The sequence below is a fragment of the Alcanivorax sp. REN37 genome (assembly GCF_041102775.1).
GTDB lineage: Bacteria > Pseudomonadota > Gammaproteobacteria > Pseudomonadales > Alcanivoracaceae > Isoalcanivorax > Isoalcanivorax beigongshangi.
This window is the reverse complement of the sequence record NZ_JBGCUO010000001.1, coordinates 565,559-587,188: the sequence shown is the minus strand read 5'-3', so window position 1 is coordinate 587,188 and position 21,630 is coordinate 565,559. Positions and strand designations below refer to the sequence as shown.

The following is a 21,630-nucleotide window of genomic DNA, read 5'->3' as shown; positions in this document are numbered from 1 at the left end:
GCGTCAACGCCGGACAGCAAACGGCTTATTCGTCGCCGGAGTAAGCCTGGTAGTACTCGGGGGCAAGATCGTCAAAGCGGGTGAATTCACCGCGGAACGCCAACCGGGTGGTGCCGATCGGCCCGTTCCGCTGCTTGCCGATGATGATTTCGGCGATGCCTTTTTCCTGCGTGTCCTTGTTGTACACCTCGTCGCGGTACAAAAAGATGATCAAGTCAGCATCCTGCTCGATCGCCCCGGATTCACGCAGGTCCGACATCACCGGCCGTTTGTTGGGCCGCTGTTCCAGCGAGCGGTTGAGCTGGGACAGGGCAATCACCGGCACGTTTAGTTCTTTGGCGATACCTTTCAGGGAACGGGAAATTTCAGAAATTTCGTTCACCCGGTTGTCACTGCCGGGCACCTGCATCAACTGCAGGTAGTCGACCATGATCAAGCCCAGTTCACCGCCGCATTCGCGCGCAACCCGCCGCGCGCGGGCGCGCATTTCCAGCGGCGACAAGCCGCCGGTGTCGTCAATGAACAGACGTTTTTCCGACAGCATCTGGATCGCCGAACTGACCCGCGGCCAGTCATCCGGGTCGAGCTTGCCGGAGCGCACGTTCTGCTGCGGAATGCGCCCCAACGAGGACAGCATACGCATCACCAGGCTTTCGCCGGGCATCTCCATCGAGAACACCAGCACCGGCTTGTTACAGTGGATGGCGGCGTACTCGCACAGGTTCATGGCGAAGGTGGTTTTACCCATGGACGGCCGCGCCGCCACCACCACCATGTCCGCCGGCTGCAAGCCAGAGGTCATCTTGTCCAACTCTTCAAAGCCGGTGGACAAGCCGGTCACGGCGGTCTTGGTGCGGTAGAGCTCGTCAATGCGGTCAACAGTGCTTTTCAGCAGCGAACGGATATCGCGCGGGCCATTCCCCTTCTGCTGCTGTTCAGCAATTTCGAAAATCGCAGACTCGGCGGAGTCGAGAATCTCGGCACTGGTGGCCCCTTCCGGGCGAAATGCCTTGTCGGCGGTTTTCTGAGAAATCTGAATCAACTGCCGCAGGATCGAGCGCTCGCGCACGATGTCGGCGTAAGCAGCAATGTTGGCAGCACTGGGCGTGTTGCTGGACAGTTCCGACAGGTAAGCGATGCCACCGGCACTGTCGAGCTGGCCTAACTGTTCCAACGCCTGCGACACCGTCACCAAGTCGCGCGGCTGGTCCTGCTCCGCCAGCTGGCCCATCACGCGGAAGATCAGCCGGTGGTCCTTGCGGTAGAAATCCGCCTCGCTGATACGCTCGGCGGCCTGGTCCCACGCGTCATTGTTGAGCATCAGACCACCGAGGATGGCCTGCTCGGCTTCAATGGAGTTGGGCGGCACCCGCAGTGATTCGGGCAGGTGTTGATCAAGCTTGGCGGTAGCGGAATCAGTCATGGACTCGGAAGGCTCTGGCAACACAGACGCACCCAGGGCGGGTGCCGAAGTGGAGGGGATTGTCTCACCCCCCTGCCCACCCGGCAAACGTGGGCGGGGCGGCGACAACCGCCCGGCGGCCCATGACCCCCTTCCACCCGTTGAGGCGGGCTGCGACACGGAGCGGCACCTAGACTGCGCGGTCATCACCCCTTACTGGAATCCCGCTCCCATGCGCAGCCTCTCCATCCGTCTCACTTGCTCAAGCATTTTGCTCAGCGCCAGCCTGCTTACCGCTTGCGGCGGTAGCAGCTCCAGTTCTGTCCCAAACAGCGGCGATTACATCACCCATGCGGCGGCCTCGCTATCTGCGCAGCAAGCGCTGGCGCACTACCTGCTTATTCAGGACCTGCACCACAAAGTACTGTTTGCGCCTGGGATGGTGTTCAACCTGTCGCAGATGGCGCTCGACCCTGCGGATGACACCCGCTGCGTCACCGAAGGCACACAGTCCACACAACGGCTCGACACGGAACCAACTGGCTGGACCGGCGGGCCGCTGACCAACACCCGCTACCAATGGCAGGACTGCCAAGCAGTCATCATTAACCCGCAAACCGAAGAAGGCATCAAAATATCAGTCAATGGCAGCGCTGTGCTTGGTGTCGACCAGGCATCACAGTTCAATTCCGCTTTCGAACTCGGTGCGCCGGGGCAACCGGTTGAACTGCGGGCGGAGGAAATACAAGCGGCCATCGAGGGGGTGATCTACACACGCGTCAATGGCCAGGCGCTGCTCCAAGGCGGCACGGAGCTGAGGGCCTCCCAGTCGAGCGTACTGACCTCCGAGATCTACAACCGCAACCCGGGATCAGAGCGCAGTCTGCGAGAAAAAACCCAGTTCAAGCTGAGCATCACCGGCTATGGCAATGGGCCCTTTGCAGAGTTCGAGATGCAGCCTGGCAACGGTGAGATTCTGTCCGCCCGTGCTCGCGTCGGCTATGAGGCGATCTCCTACGACGGCGCTCAAGAGGTTGTGTGCCCACTGGATGGCTACGTGGACCTGATCAGCAGTCACCCGATAGTCCGCCCGCTACCGCCGCAAGGTGAAGCAACATTTTATTTGCCAAGCGGCGACGTCACCGTGTCCCAGGGCCCTAACGGGTTTGAAGTAACACTGCCGCAGCAGCCGCTTCTGGTAGTGGATGAAGATCTGCTGGCAGCCGCGCAGGAGATCGTCGACGCCTGCTCTGGCCTGGCTTCGTTCTGATACCCGGCCGGGCGCCCTCGGGCGCCCGGTCGTTCAACCCCGCGTCATCCTGACTCGCCATAGCAGCAGGCCGCCAAACAGCAGCCCTTGCCCCAGCAGCCAACCCGCCTGTGGTGCCAGCACCGACCATGGGGCCCCCATCTGATTCAAGACCAGCAACCCCTGGATGCCCGGCCGCGCCGGCACCAGATTCACCAGCGCGTCCAACCAGCCTGGCAAGCTGGTCACCGGCCATGCAAAGCCAATGGTGAACACCAGTGGCAGCGATGAGATCAGCACCAGCAGAATCGGCTGTTCTGGCGCGGTCCAGCAGTAACCCAGCATCAGCGACAGCAGCGCGGTGGTGACCAGGAACATCAGTGTGAACAGCAGCAACTGCGCCAGCGGCGCCACCGCCTGCACGCCGTTCAGAGCCAGGAAAAAGCCGAAGTAGAGGCTGGCAAACAACATGTATAGGCCGACGAACAACAGCAGCCGCGCCAGTAGCGCCGGCAGCAACGGCGTACTGACCACGCCGGCAGCGCGGCGGGCACGGTCCTTGACGGTGATGCCGCCAAGAGTGATCAGCATGGTCTGATGCAGAATCAGCACGAACACCGCCGGTAGCACGTAGTTGAGGTAACCACCGACCGCGTTGAACACCGGCTTGGCCAGCACTCGCACCGGCTGCAGCTGTGCCGCCAGCGGCGCTTGGCTGTCGCGCACCATCAAGCTGCGCAGCGCCTGAGTTTCCAGCACCAGCGTGGTGCCGGCGGTCAGCAGCCCTTCGGCCACCGTGCCATAAATCAGGAAATAGCTGGCATCACCGGCATAGGACAGGGTGGTGGGGCTGCCGCGCAGCACATCGCGCTGGAAGTGTTCGGGGATCACCAGCATGCCGTGCGCGGCCCCCGCCACCAACCGCTCGCGGGCTTCCGCCACACTGAACACCTGGTCGCTGACGCGCACCTGCGGCGTGGCATTAACGCGCCGAATCAGCGTGCGCGACAACGCCGTGCGGTCTTGGTCGATCACCACCACCGGCTGTTCGCCGGCCACATTGTGCTTGTAAGGCAGTGGATACAGCACCGCGTAGAACAAGATGCCGCCGAACAGCACCAGCATCACCGCCGAGTCGGCGCGCACCGCCTGCCATTCCGCGCACAGCAACCGCCAGAAGCTCATCGGTTCGCCTCCGGCCGCAGCCAGCGCACGCCGAGCGGCAGCACCAGCAGGAACAACGTTAGCGCCAGTAACGCCGGCGCCACCACCGCCAGCCCCGCGCCCTGATCGGCCACCGGAATCTGTACTTTCATGTAGTGGGTAGACGGCATCAGGTTGCCCCAGAAGCGCGCCAGCCCGTTCATGTCAGCACGCGGGAAGGTAACGCCCATGAAGGCAAATGCCGGCGCCAGATAGGCGGCGCATAGACTCAATGCCCGCACCACATCCTGCACCTTGCCCATGATCGCCACCGCCAGGCTTTGTACCGCCGCCTGCATCAGCACCAGCCCCAGCACCAGCCAACCCCAGTGACCTTGGCCGCGCCAGCCGAGCAGTTGATGGAACGCCCACAGCATCAGCAGCGCTTGAATAATGAGCAGCAGGCTGATCGGCCACAGCAGCCGGCCCAATGCGCGCCAGCGCTCACCACTGGCGTGCGGCCAGGGCGCCTGCTGCTGGCGCCAGTGCAGCGCCAGCAACGTGGTCATCACCACCACCAGCTGCCACATCGCCGGGGCGATGGCGGTGGCAAGGAAGTGGGCGTAACTCATGGACGGGTTGAACAGCGGCGTCATCTGCGGCCGTACCGGTGCGGCGGCAGCCACCGCGCCGAGCAAATCCTGGCCATAGGTGACCCGCAGCGTGACGCCAGCGCGGGCGGAGTACTCCGCCGCAGCTTCGCGCACCGCGGTGGCGGCCAGTTTGCCGGCCATCAGGTACTGGCTGTTGTAGAACACCACCAGCTCGGGGCTCAAGCCGCGCCGCAACTGCCGCTCAAAACCCTGCGGCAACGTCACCAGCGCCAGCACCTCGCCACGCTGCAACAGCAGCGTGCCTTCGGTCACCGAGCTGACGCCCTGCTGCGGCGCCAGCGCCGGGCTGGCGTGCAGCGCCCGCACCAGCGCACGGGTGGCGGAGCTGTGATCGTGGTCGATCACCGCCACCGGCATCTGCCGTGGCGTTCCTTCGGCAAAGATCGTGGCCAGCAGTACCAGCAGCACCGGCATCAGCCACAGCGCCAACACCCGCAGCCAGCGCGAGGCGCGCAGCGCCTGCCAGCCGTCCAATTCAGGGCGCAAGATCCAGCACCACGCTCATGCCCGGCCGCAGCCCTTCCACCTGCTCACGCGGACGCAACTCCACCTCGAAGGTGCGCAAGTCAAAGTCCTGCCCCGGCGCCGTGGCACGCCAAGTGGCGTAATCGCCCATCGCCGAAACATGGCTGACCACAAACGGCACCGAGGCTTTCAGTGCCGGCACCTGCAGCGTCAACTCGCGCCCCTCTGGGAACGCAGACAGCAGGTCCTCACGCACGTTGAACAGCGCCCAGGCGTCGCGGTAATCCACCAACATCACCACTGGAAATCCTTGCGGCACCAGCTCGCCGGGCTGCAGCAACACATCGCTGACCACGCCGCCGCGATGGGCCTTGATACGGGTGTCGTCGAGCAGATTGCGCACCTCTTCGCGCAGACTATCGGTGGCCTGCTGACTGGCGTGACTGGCATCGCGCGCTTCATCGCGGGCGCCGGCCAGTGCCAACTTGTGGATTTCGTGGGCGGTTTCTTCGGTGCGCAACGCCACTTGGTACAGGGTCCAGGTCTCATCGCGGCTTTGGCCGGATACCAGGCCTTCATCCGCCAGCGCCCGCACCCGCTCCCAGCTCTTGGCCGCCAGTTCGCGGGCCGACTGCGCCTTCTCCCATTCGCTGCGGGTGGCCGCCACGCGCTCGTCGCGCGTACCGCCCTCCAGCGCCTGCACCAGCGATTGGGCGATGCGGTCGATGGCATCCACCTGCACCAGCTTGGCTTCCAGTTCCGGGCTGTCGATACGGAACAGCTCTGCGCCGGCTTCCACGGTATCGCCACGGCGCACATGCACTTCGCCGAGCCGGCCGGGCACCTTCGACGACACCAGATATTGCTGCGCTTCAACCTGCCCCTGCAGGCGCACCGGCCCCGGCCGGTAGCTCCACCACAGCGCCACCAGGATGGCAGCAATCACCAGCAGCGCCGCTGCCACTTTGAAATTGCGCGCGCTCATAGCACCGGCTCCCCTTCACGCATGAATTCAAAAAACAGGTCTTGGCGCCCGGCCAGCGTCAGCAATTCCGACAGCGCCAGCACATAGCGGGTCGCCGCCAGCTGCTGGCGAGTACGGGCGGCGGTCACCGCATTTTGGGCGTCAAGCACGTCGATGCTGCGCGACAACCCTTCGGCAAATGCACGCTGCTGCAGATGCAGCGCCTCCTCGGCCAGCCCAATGCTGTGGGCCAGGCTGTCGAACTGCGACAGCGCTTGAGTCACCTCGTTGTGCTGGCGCTCCAGCAGCACCGCCAGCTTGCGGCGGGTGGCGTTGTACAGGTGGCCGGCTTCGTCCACCGCCGCATCGGCGGCTTGGGTGGTATGACGGCGGCCGCTGCGGTCCAGCAGTGGCATGCGCACGCCGAGGCCGACATACCAATCCGGCGTCAGCTCCTTGGCGAAGTCATTGTTCTGGTACACCTGATGGCTGCCGTAAAGGAACACGTTGGGGTGGTATTGGCCACGGCTGGCACGCGCCAAGGTTTGTGCCTGGCCACGCTTGGCCGCCAGCACTGCCAACGCGGGATGATCGTCGAGCCCAGCGAGCAACTGCGCCAGCGGCGGCACATCTCGATGGATGAACAAGGGCGACACCGGCTCGACGATGCCGTCCTCATGCACCATCGAGCGCAGCGCCACCAGCACGTTGTCGCGCTTCTGAGCGGCGCTGCGAGCATTGAGGGCGGCCTCTTCGTAGGCCACCTCGATCGCCATGCGCTCCAGCGGCGCCAACTGTTGCTGGGCCTCGCGGGCACGGGCAGCGCGGGCATGTTCATCGAGGGTATTGGCGGTGGTATCGAGGGTATCAGTGACACGGTCGGCGGACACCGCGCCGTAGTAAGCAGCCACCAACGACACGAAGCGCAGCCGCTGCATCTCCGCCAACAGCGCCCGGGCTTCCTCCTGCCCCAACCGCGCCAGCTCACCGGCGGCTTTGATCTTGCCACCGGTGTACAGCGGCCACAGCGCCACCAGCGAAGAACGCACCACATTGCGCCGCGTCACCGGGGTCACAAACCAGTCTTCGCCGCCGACGTAGTTGACCAGCGCCTGACCCACCGGGGTGTCGGCCAGTCGCTGCAGCGGATCCAGCGCCAGCGCGTCCAGTTCCACCGGGTGTTCAAGGTGAGTCACCGAACCAACCAGGTCGATTTGCGGCAGCAACAACGACACGTGGGCATCGACCATGCTGGCGGCGCGCTGCTGGGCCGCAGCGCCGGCCGCCAGTTGCTCATCCTCGGCCAGCAACCGCTGCCAGGCGTCCTCCATCGACAGCGGCGCTGCCGTGGCACCGACAGCCCAGCCCAAGCACATCACCGCCCACCATCGCTTCATGCTTCCGTCCCCCACGGCTGGTGTCCTTTGCAAGGTCACGATTGTACCCCATGCGCTGCGCCGGCCAAGGCGCGCTCTGAACGTCGCCGACGCAAAAAAAAGGCGGCCCGCAGGCCGCCTTTTTTAGTTGCTGAGCTTGAGCATCAAGCTTCAGCGACCACCGCCAGTTTCACGGTGGTCAGTACTTCAGCGTGCAGCTGCAGGGTGATGTCGTACTCACCGGTGGAGCGCAGTGCGCCCTCAGGCAGCTTCACTTCTGCACGGTTCACTTCAATGCCCAGCTGAGCAGTGATGGCGTCCGCGATGTCGCGGGTGCCGATGGAACCGAACAGCTTGCCTTCGTCACCGGCTTTGGCACCCAGGGTAACTTGGGCGTCAGCCAGCTTCTCGGCACGCGCTTGGCACGCGGCCAGGTTTTCTTCAGCCTGCTTCTGCAGTTCAGCGCGACGCTCTTCTACCACCGCCAGGTTTTCCTTGGTGGCCGGCAGCGCTTTGCCTTGCGGAATCAGGTAGTTGCGGCCGAAACCAGCGCGCACGTCAACGACGGCACCGAGTTCGCCCAGATTCTTGATCTTGTCGAGCAGAATGACTTGCATGATCGCTTACCTCTCGTCTCGATCAGTTATCGTGAGCGTCGCTGTACGGCAGCAGCGCCAGATAACGAGCTTGTTTGATGGCCTGAGCCAGCTGGCGCTGGTAGCGCGCGCTGGTACCGGTGATCCGGCTCGGGACGATCTTGCCGGTTTCAGTGATGTAGGCCTTCAGGGTGTCCAGATCTTTGTAATCGATCCGGGTTACACCTTCCGCGGTGAAGCGGCAGAATTTACGGCGGCGGAAAAAACGTGCCATGGGTCAATCTCCTAAGAATGCTTCAGTCAAGGCAATCAAGCTGCTGGACGTGCAATTGCAGGCGGTCACGGCTTTCACCCCGGGCACCGGCGCGGGCCAAGAAGCCCGTCGCGCGGAGCGCGTCCCCCTGACGCAGGCTTTCGCTCTGGCGGGTCAGGGGTTCCCCAGTGAGAATCAGCGCCAATCGGGCGGTGACTTCACGGGGCAGTCCGGACTCCAGTTGCCGGGAGCGATGTTCGATCCAGATTCTGCGGATCGGCACCCCGGCGGGGGTCATACGGACTGCTTCTAGAGTGTCTACAAAGCCGCTCAGCGTGCAGTGATTATGCACGTGACTCAGCGGTTGATTCCTCACGGCTGTCATTGGACTTCGCCAGCGGCGACGGCTCGGTGATCGCTTCGTCGCGACGCAGAATGGCGTTGCGGATCACGGCGTCGTTGAAGCGGAAGGTGTTCTCCAGCTCCTGCAGCGTGTCACCGTCGCATTCGATGTTCATGAGCACGTAGTGGGCTTTGTGGATCTTGTTGATCGGGTAAGCCAGTTGGCGGCGGCCCCAGTCTTCCAAGCGGTGAACAGCACCGCCCGCTTCCTTGATCATCGCGCTGTAGCGCTCGACCATGGCCGGCACCTGTTCGCTCTGGTCCGGGTGCACCAGAAACACGATTTCGTAGTGACGCATTGTTGCTCCTTACGGATTGGGAAGCCTCCCGCACAGCGCGGTGAGGCAAGGAGTCCCCGGGCCTCAGGCACGGGAAGGGCGGCGATTCTATCCGCTTATGCGGTTTTTCTCAACGGGTCATTGCCCCAGCGCCGGCGCCGGCCCTATGCTTGCCCGATCTTCACCGCACCGGCCCTAGAGCCGATTGCTTCATAACAAGAACGGGAAGAACACCATGACGATTCGGTTGTGGACGCTGTTGGCGGCATTGGTGGCATCACCAGCGCTGGCCGGGGACACCAGCGTCACCGGGACTAGCGCTGAGGCGCCCCTGAAGCCCTTGCGCAGCTGTGACTTGGCGCGCCAACAGGTACGCGACCTGCCGACACCGGCGGCCGCCGAAACCACCCAGATTCCGCTAACGCTGGATGACGCGCACCGCCACAGCCGTGAACCCGAGCAAGCGCGCCGGCCGCTGCCCAGTGAAGCACCGCGCCAGCCGGTGAACATCTACTATTCCACCGGCGCCGACAGCGCCTGTGTCAACGGCCGCTGCTGAACGTCAACGCCGGTCCAGGAACTGTCCCGGCGACACCCCAGTGACGCGGCGGAAACGGTAGACGAAGGCACTCACTGACTCGTAACCCAACTCCGCCGCCACCTGCTTAACGCTGTCACCGGACGCCAGCAACTGCACTGCCCGCATGATGCGCAGCTGGCGCTGCCAAGGCGTGAAACTGGTACCAGTGTGAGCACTGATCAGCCGCTGCAGGGTGCGCTCGCTCATCGCCAAGGCGTAGGCCCACTGTTTCAGACTACGTCGCACCGCCGGCCCTTCCAGCATCGCTTCCGCCATGCGCCGCAGACGCGGCTCCTCTGGTAATGGCACGTGGTAATCCTGCGGCGCCAGCAACCCCAACTCCGTTAACAGCAGCTGTTCCAATTGCGCGCGGTGAGCAGCGTCGGCGCAGCCCTGGTCGAGCCGCACCACCAGCTCCTGCACCAGCGGCGTCAGCAATAAAGTGCAGCAGCGCGCCGGCATCGGCGCGCGCTCCGGGGCAATGAACACATACACCATGCGCGCCTCGCCAGAGGCACGGTTACTGTGCCAAACGCCGCCGGGAATCCACACCGCGCTGCGTGGCGGCACTGTCCACAGCCCGGTGCGGGTGTGGCACAGCACGCTGCCGGACAACGCCATGATCAACTGCCCCTTGCGATGACGGTGCCAGGGCACCTCGTCCACGTCCGGACCGACCTCTGCCGCCAGTGTCAGCACCGGATCCGGCAGGTCATCGGGGTCAAAGTCGTGGCGACGGGGCAGCTGCATGGGGCGATGTCGTGAATTAGATAGATGTTGGCATCTTATCGACTTCATGACGCTCTGTCTTTTCTCTACAGTGGTCCCCTTGCGCACTCCCGCCACCGCCTGAGAGGACCTGATGCTGTCACTACGCCGGCTCGACCACCCTTCCTGGATGATCCTGGGCATCCTGCTGATCGCCGCCAACCTGCGCGCGCCGGTCACCGGCATTGCGCCGCTGGTCACTATGATCCAAGACAGCCTTGGCCTGTCCGCCGCCGCCGCCGGCCTACTGACCTCATCACCGCTGGCGGTGTTTGCCGTGGTGTCGCTGCTGGCCTCACGGGTGGCGCAGCGCTTCGGACTGGAGCGCGCGCTGATGTATGCGCTGTGGGCGCTGGTGATCGGCATTGCGCTGCGCTCGCTGCCGTCGGTAACGCTGCTGTTCGGCGGCAACCTGCTGGCGGCAGTGGGCATCGCGCTCGGCAACGTGCTGCTGCCGAGCCTGATCAAACGCGACTTCCCGCACCAGATTGTCACCCTCACCGGCTGGTACGCGCTGACCATGGGCTTGGCCGCCGGCCTGACCTCGGCGGTGGCGGTGCCGCTGGCGCACTTGCCAGGGCTGGACTGGCGCCATGCACTGGCGGTGACCGGCATTGTCGCCACCCTCAGTGCGCTGGTGTGGTTCCCGCAGAGCCGCCGCCCGCGCCCCGCTGCCCCCACCGCCAGCAGCGCCAAACCGGTATCGCTGTGGCGCTCGGCGCTGGCGTGGCAGGTAACGCTGTTCCTGGGGCTGAACTCGTTGATGTACTACATCGTCATCAGTTGGTTGCCCGCGATCATGCAAGGCAGTGGCTTCACCGCCACCGCCGCCGGCAACGCCCACGGCCTGATGCAACTGGCCTCCGCACTGGCTGGCCCGGCGGTGGTGCCGTTGATGCGTTACTTCAAGGACCAGCGCATTCCGGTGGTCATCCTCACGTCCTGCAACGTCATCGGCTTGCTCGGTCTGTGGCTGTGGCCGCAAACCGCTCTGGTATCCAGCGCGCTGGTGGGCTTCGGCGCCGGCGCGGTACTGGTGATGGCGCTGGCATTTGTCGGCATGCGCGTCTCGACCCCGGCTCAGGCCGCCGGCCTGTCCGGCATGGCGCAATGCGTGGGCTACCTGATGGCGGCGTTCGGCCCGACCTTCACCGGCAAACTGTATGACTGGCAAGGCAGCTGGCACAGCACGCTGGTGCTGTGTGTGGTACTGACGCTACTGATGGGCACGGCGGGCGTGCTGGCGGCGCGCGACCGCAAGGTGGATGACCGGAACTGAACGGCGGCGCAGGGCAAGGGCCTTCGGCTGCGCCCAGACAGCAGGCTTTGCGTCAGCACCGCCGGGGCAGCGGCACCACACAGGGGCGAGACGTCGCCGTCGCTTCAACGCCGTGCACTGCGCTCGCTTCTGACTGAACCCCGAAAACAATACGGCCCGCTTGGTGCGGGCCGTATGGCGTTTCAGCGGTTGGCGAGCCGGGGCGCCGCCAGGTGGTAGAGCACCACCGCCGAGGCCACCGACACGTTGAGACTTTCCACTGTGCCCACCATCGGGATTTCCAACAGGTAGTCACAGTGTTCGCGGGTGAGCCGGCGCATGCCGTCTCCCTCGGCGCCCATCACCACCGCCAGCGGTACATCCGCCACGAACTCATGCAGCGACTGCGATTGCTCGGAGCGGCCGGTGCCGGCGATCCACAACCCCGCTTCCTTAAGCTGCGCCAACGTGCGCGACAAATTATTGATCTCGAAGTACGGCACCGTTTCCGCCGCACCCACAGCGCTGCGGCAGGCCACCGGCGTCAGCCCGCAAGCGTTGCGGCGCGGCACCACCACCGCATCTACCCCCACCGCGTCGGCGGTCCGCAGGCAGGCACCGAGGTTGTGCGGATCAGTGACGCCATCCAGTACCAGCACCAGCGGCGTGCCACCGCGCTGTTCCAGATGCCGCAGCAGGCCGACTTCGTCGCCCGGCACCCGTGGCCGGGCACGCACCGCCACGCCCTGGTGCTGCGGGCCGGCATGCTTGTCGAGCGTATCGCGACCGACCCGCTGCGGCCGCAGGCCGAATGCTTCAGCCGCACCGCGCACTTGCGCCAACCGTTCTTCACCGCGCTCATCGCGGCTTTCTTGCACGTACATTTCCAGCACCGCCTCGGGACGGTGACGGAGGATGCTTTCCACCGCGTGCAGACCGGAAAACCACACAGGCTTCATTGATAGCGCTCCTCAACCACGATCGCCGGACGGCGGTGTCTTGCTACGGCTGCGCTTGGCGGCCGGTTTGCGAGCGGGCTTGGCGGCGGCCTTGGCGGGCGCCTTGCCGGGCGCGCTGCCGTTGCGGGCCGGCTTGGCGCGGCCAGCGGCGGGCTTTTTCTTGCGTGCCGCGCCTGCCGGCGGTGTGGTGGCATGCTGCGGCTGGGTGCTCCACTCGTCGCTGTCACCGCTGCGAGCGCGGCTGCGGCGTGCGGCCTGCCCTTCGAACGGCGCCCCCTCACCACCCTGCCCAGCCTTACTGCGACTGCGCGTGCCGCCGCGGGCGGGAATATCGCCGCTACGCAGCGAGTCACGCACGCTGGGCTTCTTACGCGCACCGCGTGGCTTGGGCGCATCCACCAACAGCAGGTCGATCTTGCGGTCTTCCGTGTGCACCGCGGCGATCTGTACCCGCACGCTATCGCCGAGGCGGTAGCGACGGCCGGAGGATTCGCCCACCAGCTGATGGCGCTTGTCGTCGTAGCGGTAGTAATCGCTATCCAGCGTCGCCACGTGTACCAAGCCGTCCACGTACAGGTCGTTGATCTGCACGAACAGCCCAAAACTGGTGACGCCGCTGATTACACCTTCAAATTCCTCGCCCAAGTGCTGCTCCATGTACTGGCACTTGAGCCACTGCACCACATCGCGGGCAGCGTCATCGGCGCGGCGCTCGGTCATGGAGCAGTGCTCACCCAGCACCGTCATGGCGGCAGTGTCGTAGGGCAGCGCTTCCGGGCGCTTGAGCTTGGGCAGCTTGCCGGGGTTGGTGACCGGAGCACCGCTGTCACCGTTGCGGATCAGGTAGCGCAGCGCGCGGTGCACCAACAGATCCGGATAGCGACGGATCGGCGAAGTGAAGTGGGCATAGGCGCCGTAGGCAAGGCCGAAGTGGCCTTTGTTCTCGGCGGCATAGCGGGCCTGGGTCAGCGAGCGCAGCATCACGGTTTGGATCAGCACCCGGTCCGGGCGATCGCCAATCTGATCGTTGAGCGCCTGGAACACCGCCGGCTTGGCATCGCCGTCTTTTTCTGACCATTTCAGCGTCAGTCCCAGCGGCGCCACAAAGTCACGCAACGCCATCAGTTTTTCTGGCTTCGGCGGCTCGTGGTTGCGGTACAGACCCGGCAACTCGGCATCCTGCAACGCCTTGGCAGCGCAGATGTTGGCCGCCAGCATTGCCTCTTCGATCATCATGTGGGCGCTGTTGCGCTCCGCCGGCACGATGGCACTGATCTTCTTCTGGTCGTCGTAGAGGATGCGGGTTTCCACCGTCTCAAAATCGATCGCCCCGCGTGCTTCGCGGCGCGTGCGCAGCGCCTGGAACAGCTTCTGGTAGGCGGTCAACATGCGCTTGAGCGGACGATCGAGACTGGCGTCAACGGCCTGGCCTTCCTCGCTGTCTGGCCGCTCCAGCCAATTCCCGACCTCGGTGTAGGTGAGGCGGCGGTGGGAACGCATCACGCCCTCACCGAACGCAAAGCGCGTGATGCGGCCACCGGCCGACACCTGCATGTCGCAGAACAGGCACAGCCGGTCCACGTCCGGATTCAGCGAGCACAGACCGTTGGACAGTTTCTCCGGCAGCATCGGCACCACCCGGTTGGGGAAGTACACCGAGGTGCCGCGGCGGTGGGCCTCGCGATCCAGCTCATCACCGGGGGTGACGTAATGGGATACGTCAGCGATCGCCACCACCAGCCGCCAGCCGCGACTGAGCAAGCGCCGCTCAACAAAGATAGCGTCATCGAAGTCGCGCGCGTCTTCGCCGTCGATGGTGACCAACGGCAGGTCACGCAGGTCGACACGGCCTTTCCATTCGGCCGGGCTGACAGTGTCGGCAAAGGCGGCCGCCGCTGCCTGCACCGCGTCTGGCCAAATATAGGGAATTTCGTGGCTGCGCAGCGCCACGTCGACTTCCATGCCCGGCTGGTCTTCAGCGGCGATGATCTCCACCAGCCGCACCACTAGCCGCGGCTCGCGCGGGCTCGGGTAATGGAGGATTTCGGCGCGCACATGGTCGCCATCCGCCGGCTCTAGTCCATTGAGGTCGCTGACCAGCACTTCCAGGGTGATGCGGCGATTGCTCGGCTCAATGCGCGGACCGGCCGGGCCACGCTTGAAGCGGCCCACCACATCGGTGCTCGCGCGCTCGATAATCTTGGCCACCCGCGCTTCTTGCTTGCCGAAGCGGTTGCGGCCTTCAACGCTGACTAGCACCCGGTCACCGTCCATTGCCAGCGTCATCTGGCGCGGCGACAGGAATAGGTCTTCCTCACTGGGTTCGTCGGTGATCACGAAGCCGAAGCCGTCGCGATGGCCTTGCACGCGCCCGGCGATCAACGCCATGCGCTCGATTGGGCCGTACTGGCCGCGGCGGTTCTCCACCAACTGGCCGTCGCGCAGCATCGCCTTGAGGCGACGGCGCAAGGCTTCGCGGTCGGTGTCGTCATCAATGCCCAGCTGCTGTTCCAGCTCCGGGCGGGCGAGCGGTTGTCCGTGGTCGTTGAGGACCTGCAGGATCAGCTCGCGGCTGGCGACCGGCCGCTCGTACTGCGCTGCCTCACGGTCAGCGTAGGGGTCACGGTAGCGCCTGTTTTTTTTGCTCATAAATGATTGGTTGTCCTGAAAAGAAGGGCCGGGTGCACCGTCTGGGGGGCGGTCCCGGCGCGAAAGGTCACGACATAGTGGGGCCTGCCACTATCCCACGCAACCAGCGTGGCAAACCGATGACGTTTTTTTGCAGGAAGTATTTGACAAGTCCTGCGGATGTACTAGAATGCGCGCTCTTTCCAACGAACGCCCCTTACCGGGTGAACGAAAGAAAGACGCCGAGGTGGTGAAATTGGTAGACACGCTAGCTTCAGGTGTTAGTGCTCGAAAGGGCATGGAGGTTCAAGTCCTCTCCTCGGCACCAATTCCAACGGACTCCCAGTGAGGCCGTAGCAAAAACCGCAATCTGCTGCACAGCGATTGCGGTTTTTTTATGCCTGCCATTCGGCCAGCGGCCCTGCCCGTTGGCGCCCCGGCACCAGCACCCTACAATGCCGCCCCATACTCATGACAATCATTTGCCCGCCGTGGTGCGTGCTGCCAACCCAGGAGCGCCTGTGACCGATCACAAGATTCTGCTCAGCGAAGCCGAAATCCCGACCCATTGGTACAACGTCATTCCGGACATGCCGAATCCGCCGGCGCCGTATTTGGGCCCGGACGGTCAGCCGGTCACCCCGGAGGCGCTGTCGGCGATCTTCCCGCCGGCGATCATCGAGCAGGAAATGACCCAGGAACGCTGGATCAAGATCCCCGATCCGGTGCGTGAGATTCTGCGCCAATGGCGGCCGGCGCCGATGTTCCGCGCGCTGCAGCTGGAAAAGATGCTCGGCACCCCAGCCAAGATTTACTACAAGTACGAAGGCGTCAGCGCCGCCGGCTCACACAAGCTGAACTCTGCCGTGGCGCAGGCGTACTACAACCAGCAAGCCGGCATTAAACGACTGACCACCGAAACCGGCGCCGGCCAATGGGGGTCCTCACTGTCACTGGCGGGCAGCATGTTCGGCATCGACGTGCGCGTGTACATGGTGAAGGTGAGCTACGAACAGAAGCCGTTCCGCCGTTCGATGATGGAAACCTGGGGCGGCGAGGTGATCCCCAGCCCGTCGCCGTTTACCGACGCCGGGCGCGCGGTGCTGGAAGCGGATCCGGACAACCGCGGCTCCCTCGGCACCGCCATTTCCGAAGCGGTGGAAGAAGCGGCCTCTCGCAGCGACACCAACTATGCGCTGGGCTCGGTGCTCAACCACGTGCTACTGCACCAGACCGTGATCGGGCTGGAGTCCAAAGCTCAGCTGGCCAAGGTCGGCGACTACCCGGATGTGATCTTCGCGCCCTGCGGCGGCGGCTCCAACGTCGGCGGCATGATGTTCCCGTTCCTGGCTGATAAAGCTGCCGGCAAGGACATCCGCTTGGTGGCGGTGGAGCCGACCTCCTGCCCGACACTGACCAAGGGCCATTACGCCTACGACTTCGGTGACGTGGCCGGCCTGACGCCACTGATGAAGATGTTCACCCTTGGCCACAACTTCATGCCGCCGGGCATCCACGCCGGCGGCCTGCGTTACCACGGCGACTCGGCGTTGGTGTCGCAGCTCTACCACGAGGGCGTGCTGGAAGCGATCGCGGTACCGCAGTTGGCCACCTTCGAGGCCGGCGTTCTGTTCTCCCGCGCGCAGGGCATCATCCCGGCCCCGGAAGCCTGCCACGCCATCCGCGCCGCCATCGATGAAGCACTGCGCTGCAAGGAAACCGGCGAAGCCAAGACCATCCTGTTCACGCTGTCCGGGCATGGCCACTTCGACATGGCGTCCTACGACCAGTACCTGGCCGGCAAGCTGGAAGACTACGAGTACCCGGACGACGCATTGGCCGAAGCACTCAAGCAACTGCCCAAGGTCTGATCGCTTGACCTTGCCCCGGCGGGAAGGTGTAGCGTTCTGCTCATCTTCTCAGCCGGGAGTTTCCCCATGCTCACCCTGACCATTCCGTCCATGTCCTGCGACGGCTGCGTGCGCAGCATCACCGCCGCCATCACCCAGCTCGACGCCACCGCCCAGGTGGATGCCAACCTGGCACGCAAGCAGATCCAGCTGACCACCCGCGCCAGTGCCGCCGAGGTGCGTGACGCCTTAGCCGCTGCTGGCTATCCCGTGGAGTAACGCCGATGAAACGCGTCGCTCTCCTGCTGGGCCTGTCCCTGTCTGCGCCAGTACTGGCCGAGCCAGGCCCCACCATCCAGTTGTACAAAGACCCGTCCTGCGGTTGCTGCGAAGGCTGGGCCGATCACATGCGCGCCGCCGGCTACCGAGTCAATACCGAGATCGTCGCCGACATGGGCCGCGTGAAACGCCACTACGGCGTACCGGCCCATGGCCAGTCCTGCCATACCGCGCTAGTGGACGGCTATGTACTGGAAGGCCACGTGCCGGCGCACGCGGTGAACCAACTGCTGGCAGAGCAGCCGCCGGTGCAGGGCCTGACCGTGCCCGGCATGCCGATCGGCTCACCGGGCATGGAAGTGCCGGGGCGCGCCGACGACCTGTATGCGGTGGTGCCGTTCAAGGACGGCAAGTTGCTCGGCGGCGGCCAGCGCTACCAGGGCAGCCGTCCCAGCGAGCGCTGAGACCGGTACCGGTGGCGGCCCGCCCCGCCACCGACTTCACCACCAAGACACCGGCCAGCGCCGGCCAGCACCGAGGTTGTTAATTAGCAGGGCGATCACCACTAGCATCACGGCCCCGGCCAGCACCGGCGCCAGCAGGAATGAATAGTCGCTGACGCCGGCCATCATGATCACCAACGGATTGGCGCCGGCCGGCGGGTGCACCACCTGCGCCAGTTGCATCAAGGCAATCGCCACCCCTACCGCCAGCGCCATGGCCCAGGGGCTGGCGCCCAGCCACTGCAGCATCAGCAACCCCACCAGCGCCGCAATCAGGTGCCCGCCGATCACATTGCGCGGCTGCGCCAGCGGCGCCGCCGGTGCGGCGAACAACAGTACACAGGTGGCCCCGAACGGCGCCATCAACAATGGGATGCCGGCGCTGTCCGTCAGCCACGCCACCGCACCGATGCCCGCCATGCCGCCCACCAACCCTGTCACCACCTGCTGCAGCGCCGGCCGCTGCTGCGTTGCGCCGCTCATTTTCCTGCTCATGCGATTCCCCATCGGGCTATGCTGTACCGATCGGTCTGAACAGTGCCAGATATGTACCGATCTGTACAATCAACCTTTAAGATTGAACGGACGAATTCAATAGGAATCTACAATGAGCAAGCGCAACGACATCCTCGACACCGCCCTGCTGCTGTTCAACCGCCATGGCTACCAAGCAGTGGGCGTCGACCTGATCCGCGACCGCGCCCAGGTCTCGAAGATGACGCTGTATAAGTACTTCCCCACCAAAGACGTACTGATTGAGGCGGTGCTGGCGTTGCGCCATCAACGCTTTACTGCTTCGCTGTGCGCCTGCGTGGAGGGCACGCCCAATGCCGGTGAACAACTCCAGCGACTACTGGCTTGGCATCGGCGCTGGTTTGCGTCCGCCGAATTCCACGGCTGCATGTTCATCAAGGCCGCCAACGAATTTGGCGATGCGGAGGAGCTGCTGGAGCTGTCGCGGCAGCACAAGCAGTGGCTGCGGAATTACCTGTCAGGGATCTTCAGCGCCATGGGTCGCACGGACGCTGTACAGGCTGCGGCCTGTACCCAAGCGCTGTTGGACGGCGCCTTAATCGACGCCACCCTTTATCGGGAACAAGCCCACGCCGAGGCTCTCTGGCAAGGGCTGTACCGCTGGCTGGCACTGCCGCCACCCGCCCCGGACACCGAAGCCTGCGGCGCCGACGATTTCCTCGCCTGAACCGTCAACGCCCGTGCACCGAGTGGCTGCCTGGCACGTGCTGACCCGCGACCGTCACCTCGGCACTGGCCTGCGACAACTCCTGCAGGATGCCGCAGTCTTCCGCGCGGTCTACGACCGAGCAGCGAGCACGCAACTGGCGCAGCTGGGCCGCCAACTGGCTCAACTCGCGCACGCGGTCTTCCACGTGGCGAATGTGCTCGTCGATCACTTGGTTCACAGCATCGCAGCCCTGCTCCGGGCGGTCGCGCAGGGCCAGCAGCGCGCGCACCTCATCCAAGGACATATCCAGCGCCCGGCACTGGCGGATGAAGTGCAAACGGCCTTCATGCTCGGCTTGGTAGCTGCGGTAATTACCTTCCGTGCGCGGCGGCAGCGGCAGCAAGCCCTGCTTTTCGTAATAGCGGATGGTCTCCACCGCCGTGCCGGTGCGGCGTGCTAACTCTCCGATGCGCATAAGCAACTCCTGCGGTTGACTCTGTAGTGACTACAGACTTTTCAATGGGCACATTACGCCCGAAGCTGGAGTCTGTCATGTCCCACGCCCCCCACTGCTGTGACCACAGCACACACCCGGCCACCACTGCGGCCGCACCATTAGCGACGGCGCCGGCGGCCGGACAGGTGCGCTCGGTGCTGCACATCGCGCAAATGGACTGCCCCACCGAGGAACGTTTGCTGCGTGATGCGCTGGGGCCGCGCGCGGACGTCAGCGCGTTGTCGTTCAACCTGATGCAGCGGCGGTTGACGGTGGACCACAGCCCCGGCGCCCTGCCGGCGCTCGTGGAGGCGGTGGCAGCGCTCGGCATGCAAGCGCTCACCGAGGGGAGTGACGCGGCACCCACCGCCAGCGGCCCCGACCGCACCCGCATGGTGCTCGCCGGCGTGGCCGCCCTGGCCTCCGAGCTGACTCATCTGTGGCTGGCCAGTGACTGGCCGAGCTTGGCGCTGGCACTGCTGAGCCTGGTGCTGGTCGGCCCGACGGTGTTCAAAAAAGGCTGGATCGCGATTCGCCATGGCCAGCTCAACATCAACGCACTGATGTCGATCGCGGTCACCGGCGCGCTGCTGATCGGCCAGTGGCCGGAAGCGGCGATGGTGATGTTCCTGTTCGCGCTTGCCGAAGCCATCGAAGCGCGCTCGCTGGACCGCGCCCGTGACGCCGTAACGTCATTGATGGCGATGGCCCCGGAGCAGGTGCAGGTGGCCGATGGCCAAGGCGACTGGCGCAGCGTAGCGGCGGCGCAGGTGCCGGTGGGCAGCTTGGTGCGCCTGGCTCCGGGAGAGCGGGTGGCGCTGGACGGCGAGGTGGTCCTCGGCCAGTCGTCACTGAACCAAGCGCCAATCACTGGCGAAAGCGTCCCGGTAGAAAAAAGCCCCGGCAGTCCGCTCTATGCTGGCAGCCTCAACCTGCAGGGCGAACTGACCTATCGCACCACCGCTGCGGCCAACGACAGCACACTGGCGCGCATCATCCACCGAGTCGAGGAAGCGCAGGCCAGCCAGGCGCCGACCCAGCGTTTCATTGACCGCTTCGCGCGTTGGTATACCCCGGCCGCAGTGCTGGTGGCGGTGCTGATGGCAGTGGTGCCGCCGCTGTTGCTCGGCACCCCGTGGCTGGAGGCGCTCTACAACGCACTGGTGATCTTGGTCATCGCCTGCCCCTGTGCACTGGTGATTTCGACGCCGGTGGCGGTAGTGAGCGCCCTTACCCGCGCTGCGCGCAGCGGCATCCTGATCAAAGGCGGCGTCTATCTGGAGCAGGGCCGGCAGCTGCAAGTGCTGGCGCTCGACAAAACCGGCACGCTGACCGAAGGCAAACCGACCCTGCAGCAGGTGCTGGTGGTGGCCGGCGAGCAACCGCAAGCCGAACGCGCCGCGCTGAGTCTAGCGGCGCGCTCCGACCACCCGGTATCCAGAGCCTTGGCAGAAGGATTGGCGACGCGCCAGCAAGCGGCGCCGATGGAACAGTTCGAGGCCCTGCTCGGCCGCGGCAGCCGTGGCCTGCTGGACGGCCGCCCGTTGTGGCTCGGCAACGCCCGCCTGATGCGCGAGCTGGGGGTGTCACTGGCCAGCATTGATGCCCAACGCCAAGCGCTGGAGGCCACCGGTCAAACCGTGGTGATGCTGGCGGACGCCGATCAGGTGCTGGCGCTGTTCGCTGTCGCCGACCGCCTGCGCCCGGACACCGTGGCGGCGCTCACCGACCTGCACCGTCTGGGCGTGCGCACGGTGATGCTGAGCGGCGACAACCAAGCCGTCGCCGACCACATTGCCGCGCAAGCCGGCATCGACGAAGCCCGCGGCGAGCTGCTGCCGGAGGACAAACTCGATGCCGTGCGTGCGCTGCAACAGCAAGCAGTAGTGGGCATGGTCGGCGACGGCATCAACGATGCGCCGGCGCTGGCACAGGCGGAAATCGGCTTTGCCATGGGTGCCGTGGGCACCGACACCGCCATCGACACCGCCGACGTGGCGCTGATGGACGATGATCTGCGCAAAATCCCGGCCTTCATCCGGCTGTCACAGGCCACGCGCCGCGTCCTGCTGCAGAACATCAGCGTGGCACTGGGCCTGAAGGTGGTGTTCCTAGCACTGGCGCTGGGCGGCTTGGCCACCATGTGGATGGCGGTGGTGGCCGATGTCGGTGCCAGCCTGCTGGTGGTGTTCAACAGCCTGCGCCTGCTGCGCGCGCGTCAGTGACTGGACCACCCGCTGGGTGCCTGCGGGCACCGGGCGGGGCTTGGGACGCCGCTTCAGCGGCACCGCCAGCTACGGCGGTTGCGGCAGCGCCGACACGGT

The 21,630-nt window shown here is 65.0% G+C and carries 22 protein-coding genes and 1 tRNA gene; 9 read left to right on the top strand and 14 right to left on the bottom strand.

The features are described from left to right. Positions 1-25: 25 nt before the first annotated feature. On the bottom strand, positions 26-1,423 hold the full coding sequence (dnaB, locus tag AB5I84_RS02560; protein ID WP_369454263.1) for a replicative DNA helicase: 1,398 nt from the start codon (positions 1,421-1,423) through the stop codon (positions 26-28). Positions 1,424-1,634: 211 nt separating this feature from the next. Here dnaB and AB5I84_RS02555 point away from each other — a divergent pair, with 211 nt between their 5' ends. Beyond that, complete coding sequence (locus tag AB5I84_RS02555; protein WP_369454262.1) at positions 1,635-2,672, top strand: hypothetical protein; 1,038 nt, start codon at positions 1,635-1,637, stop codon at positions 2,670-2,672. 33 nt (positions 2,673-2,705) lie between these two features. Here the strand turns inward: AB5I84_RS02555 and AB5I84_RS02550 are convergent, their stop codons facing one another. From AB5I84_RS02550 to rpsF, 8 genes are all read right to left on the bottom strand, one after another. Continuing rightward, on the bottom strand, positions 2,706-3,836 hold the full coding sequence (locus AB5I84_RS02550) for an ABC transporter permease (protein ID WP_369454261.1): 1,131 nt from the start codon (positions 3,834-3,836) through the stop codon (positions 2,706-2,708). Continuing rightward, the gene (locus AB5I84_RS02545; RefSeq protein WP_369454260.1) at positions 3,833-4,954 is read right to left on the bottom strand and encodes an ABC transporter permease; all 1,122 of its coding nucleotides are present in this window, start codon (positions 4,952-4,954) and stop codon (positions 3,833-3,835) included. Before AB5I84_RS02545 ends, AB5I84_RS02550 begins: the two co-directional genes overlap by 4 nt. Continuing rightward, positions 4,944-5,918: an HlyD family secretion protein gene (locus tag AB5I84_RS02540; RefSeq protein ID WP_369454259.1), complete on the bottom strand. Its 975-nt coding sequence runs from the start codon at positions 5,916-5,918 to the stop codon at positions 4,944-4,946. Before AB5I84_RS02540 ends, AB5I84_RS02545 begins: the two co-directional genes overlap by 11 nt. Then, positions 5,915-7,294: a TolC family protein gene (locus AB5I84_RS02535; RefSeq protein WP_369454258.1), complete on the bottom strand. Its 1,380-nt coding sequence runs from the start codon at positions 7,292-7,294 to the stop codon at positions 5,915-5,917. Before AB5I84_RS02535 ends, AB5I84_RS02540 begins: the two co-directional genes overlap by 4 nt. A 143-nt stretch (positions 7,295-7,437) precedes the next feature. Further along, the gene (gene rplI, locus AB5I84_RS02530) at positions 7,438-7,890 is read right to left on the bottom strand and encodes a 50S ribosomal protein L9 (protein ID WP_369454257.1); all 453 of its coding nucleotides are present in this window, start codon (positions 7,888-7,890) and stop codon (positions 7,438-7,440) included. 22 nt (positions 7,891-7,912) lie between these two features. Beyond that, positions 7,913-8,143, bottom strand: a complete 231-nt coding sequence (gene rpsR / locus AB5I84_RS02525; RefSeq protein ID WP_369454256.1) for a 30S ribosomal protein S18 — start codon at positions 8,141-8,143, stop codon at positions 7,913-7,915. 22 nt (positions 8,144-8,165) lie between these two features. Continuing rightward, complete coding sequence (gene priB, locus AB5I84_RS02520; protein ID WP_369454255.1) at positions 8,166-8,507, bottom strand: primosomal replication protein N; 342 nt, start codon at positions 8,505-8,507, stop codon at positions 8,166-8,168. Next, positions 8,467-8,823 (bottom strand): 30S ribosomal protein S6, encoded by a 357-nt coding sequence (gene rpsF / locus AB5I84_RS02515; RefSeq protein ID WP_369454254.1) that lies wholly within the window; start codon positions 8,821-8,823, stop codon positions 8,467-8,469. The genes priB and rpsF overlap by 41 nt, the downstream gene beginning before the upstream one ends. Positions 8,824-9,037: 214 nt before the next feature. Here rpsF and AB5I84_RS02510 point away from each other — a divergent pair, with 214 nt between their 5' ends. Next, positions 9,038-9,361: a hypothetical protein gene (locus tag AB5I84_RS02510; protein WP_369454253.1), complete on the top strand. Its 324-nt coding sequence runs from the start codon at positions 9,038-9,040 to the stop codon at positions 9,359-9,361. Positions 9,362-9,364: 3 nt separating this feature from the next. Here the strand turns inward: AB5I84_RS02510 and AB5I84_RS02505 are convergent, their stop codons facing one another. After that, complete coding sequence (locus AB5I84_RS02505) at positions 9,365-10,132, bottom strand: AraC family transcriptional regulator (protein WP_369454252.1); 768 nt, start codon at positions 10,130-10,132, stop codon at positions 9,365-9,367. Between the two features lie 112 nt (positions 10,133-10,244). Here AB5I84_RS02505 and AB5I84_RS02500 point away from each other — a divergent pair, with 112 nt between their 5' ends. After that, a complete protein-coding gene (locus tag AB5I84_RS02500) occupies positions 10,245-11,429 on the top strand; it encodes an MFS transporter (protein WP_369454251.1) in 1,185 nt (394 codons plus the stop codon). Positions 11,430-11,611: 182 nt separating this feature from the next. On the opposite strand, the gene rlmB is transcribed toward AB5I84_RS02500, so the two are convergent. Next, a complete protein-coding gene (rlmB, locus tag AB5I84_RS02495) occupies positions 11,612-12,367 on the bottom strand; it encodes a 23S rRNA (guanosine(2251)-2'-O)-methyltransferase RlmB (protein ID WP_369454250.1) in 756 nt (251 codons plus the stop codon). 12 nt (positions 12,368-12,379) lie between these two features. Continuing rightward, the gene (gene rnr / locus AB5I84_RS02490) at positions 12,380-15,016 is read right to left on the bottom strand and encodes a ribonuclease R (protein WP_369454249.1); all 2,637 of its coding nucleotides are present in this window, start codon (positions 15,014-15,016) and stop codon (positions 12,380-12,382) included. A 220-nt stretch (positions 15,017-15,236) separates the two neighbouring features. Between rnr and AB5I84_RS02485 the strand changes: the two genes are divergently transcribed. From AB5I84_RS02485 to AB5I84_RS02470, 4 genes are all read left to right on the top strand, one after another. Then, positions 15,237-15,323 (top strand) — tRNA-Leu (locus AB5I84_RS02485). Positions 15,324-15,516: 193 nt separating this feature from the next. Then, positions 15,517-16,866 carry a TrpB-like pyridoxal phosphate-dependent enzyme gene (locus tag AB5I84_RS02480; protein WP_369454248.1) on the top strand — a complete coding sequence of 450 codons (1,350 nt, stop codon included), beginning with the start codon at positions 15,517-15,519 and terminating at the stop codon, positions 16,864-16,866. A gap of 66 nt (positions 16,867-16,932) precedes the next feature. Next, positions 16,933-17,124, top strand: a complete 192-nt coding sequence (locus AB5I84_RS02475; protein ID WP_369454247.1) for a heavy-metal-associated domain-containing protein — start codon at positions 16,933-16,935, stop codon at positions 17,122-17,124. A gap of 5 nt (positions 17,125-17,129) precedes the next feature. Further along, positions 17,130-17,588, top strand: coding sequence for a DUF411 domain-containing protein (locus AB5I84_RS02470; protein WP_369454246.1), 459 nt, complete (start codon positions 17,130-17,132; stop codon positions 17,586-17,588). Positions 17,589-17,624: 36 nt separating this feature from the next. On the opposite strand, the gene AB5I84_RS02465 is transcribed toward AB5I84_RS02470, so the two are convergent. Further along, positions 17,625-18,110 carry an HPP family protein gene (locus tag AB5I84_RS02465; RefSeq protein ID WP_369454245.1) on the bottom strand — a complete coding sequence of 162 codons (486 nt, stop codon included), beginning with the start codon at positions 18,108-18,110 and terminating at the stop codon, positions 17,625-17,627. A gap of 124 nt (positions 18,111-18,234) precedes the next feature. On the opposite strand from AB5I84_RS02465, the gene AB5I84_RS02460 reads away from it, so the two are divergent. Next, positions 18,235-18,828, top strand: coding sequence for a TetR/AcrR family transcriptional regulator (locus AB5I84_RS02460; protein WP_369454244.1), 594 nt, complete (start codon positions 18,235-18,237; stop codon positions 18,826-18,828). A gap of 4 nt (positions 18,829-18,832) precedes the next feature. Here AB5I84_RS02460 and cadR read toward each other — a convergent pair whose 3' ends face one another. Then, on the bottom strand, positions 18,833-19,285 hold the full coding sequence (cadR, locus tag AB5I84_RS02455) for a Cd(II)/Pb(II)-responsive transcriptional regulator (protein WP_369454243.1): 453 nt from the start codon (positions 19,283-19,285) through the stop codon (positions 18,833-18,835). 77 nt (positions 19,286-19,362) lie between these two features. Between cadR and AB5I84_RS02450 the strand changes: the two genes are divergently transcribed. Beyond that, on the top strand, positions 19,363-21,531 hold the full coding sequence (locus tag AB5I84_RS02450; RefSeq protein WP_369454242.1) for a heavy metal translocating P-type ATPase: 2,169 nt from the start codon (positions 19,363-19,365) through the stop codon (positions 21,529-21,531). The last annotated feature ends 99 nt before the right edge of the window (positions 21,532-21,630 follow it).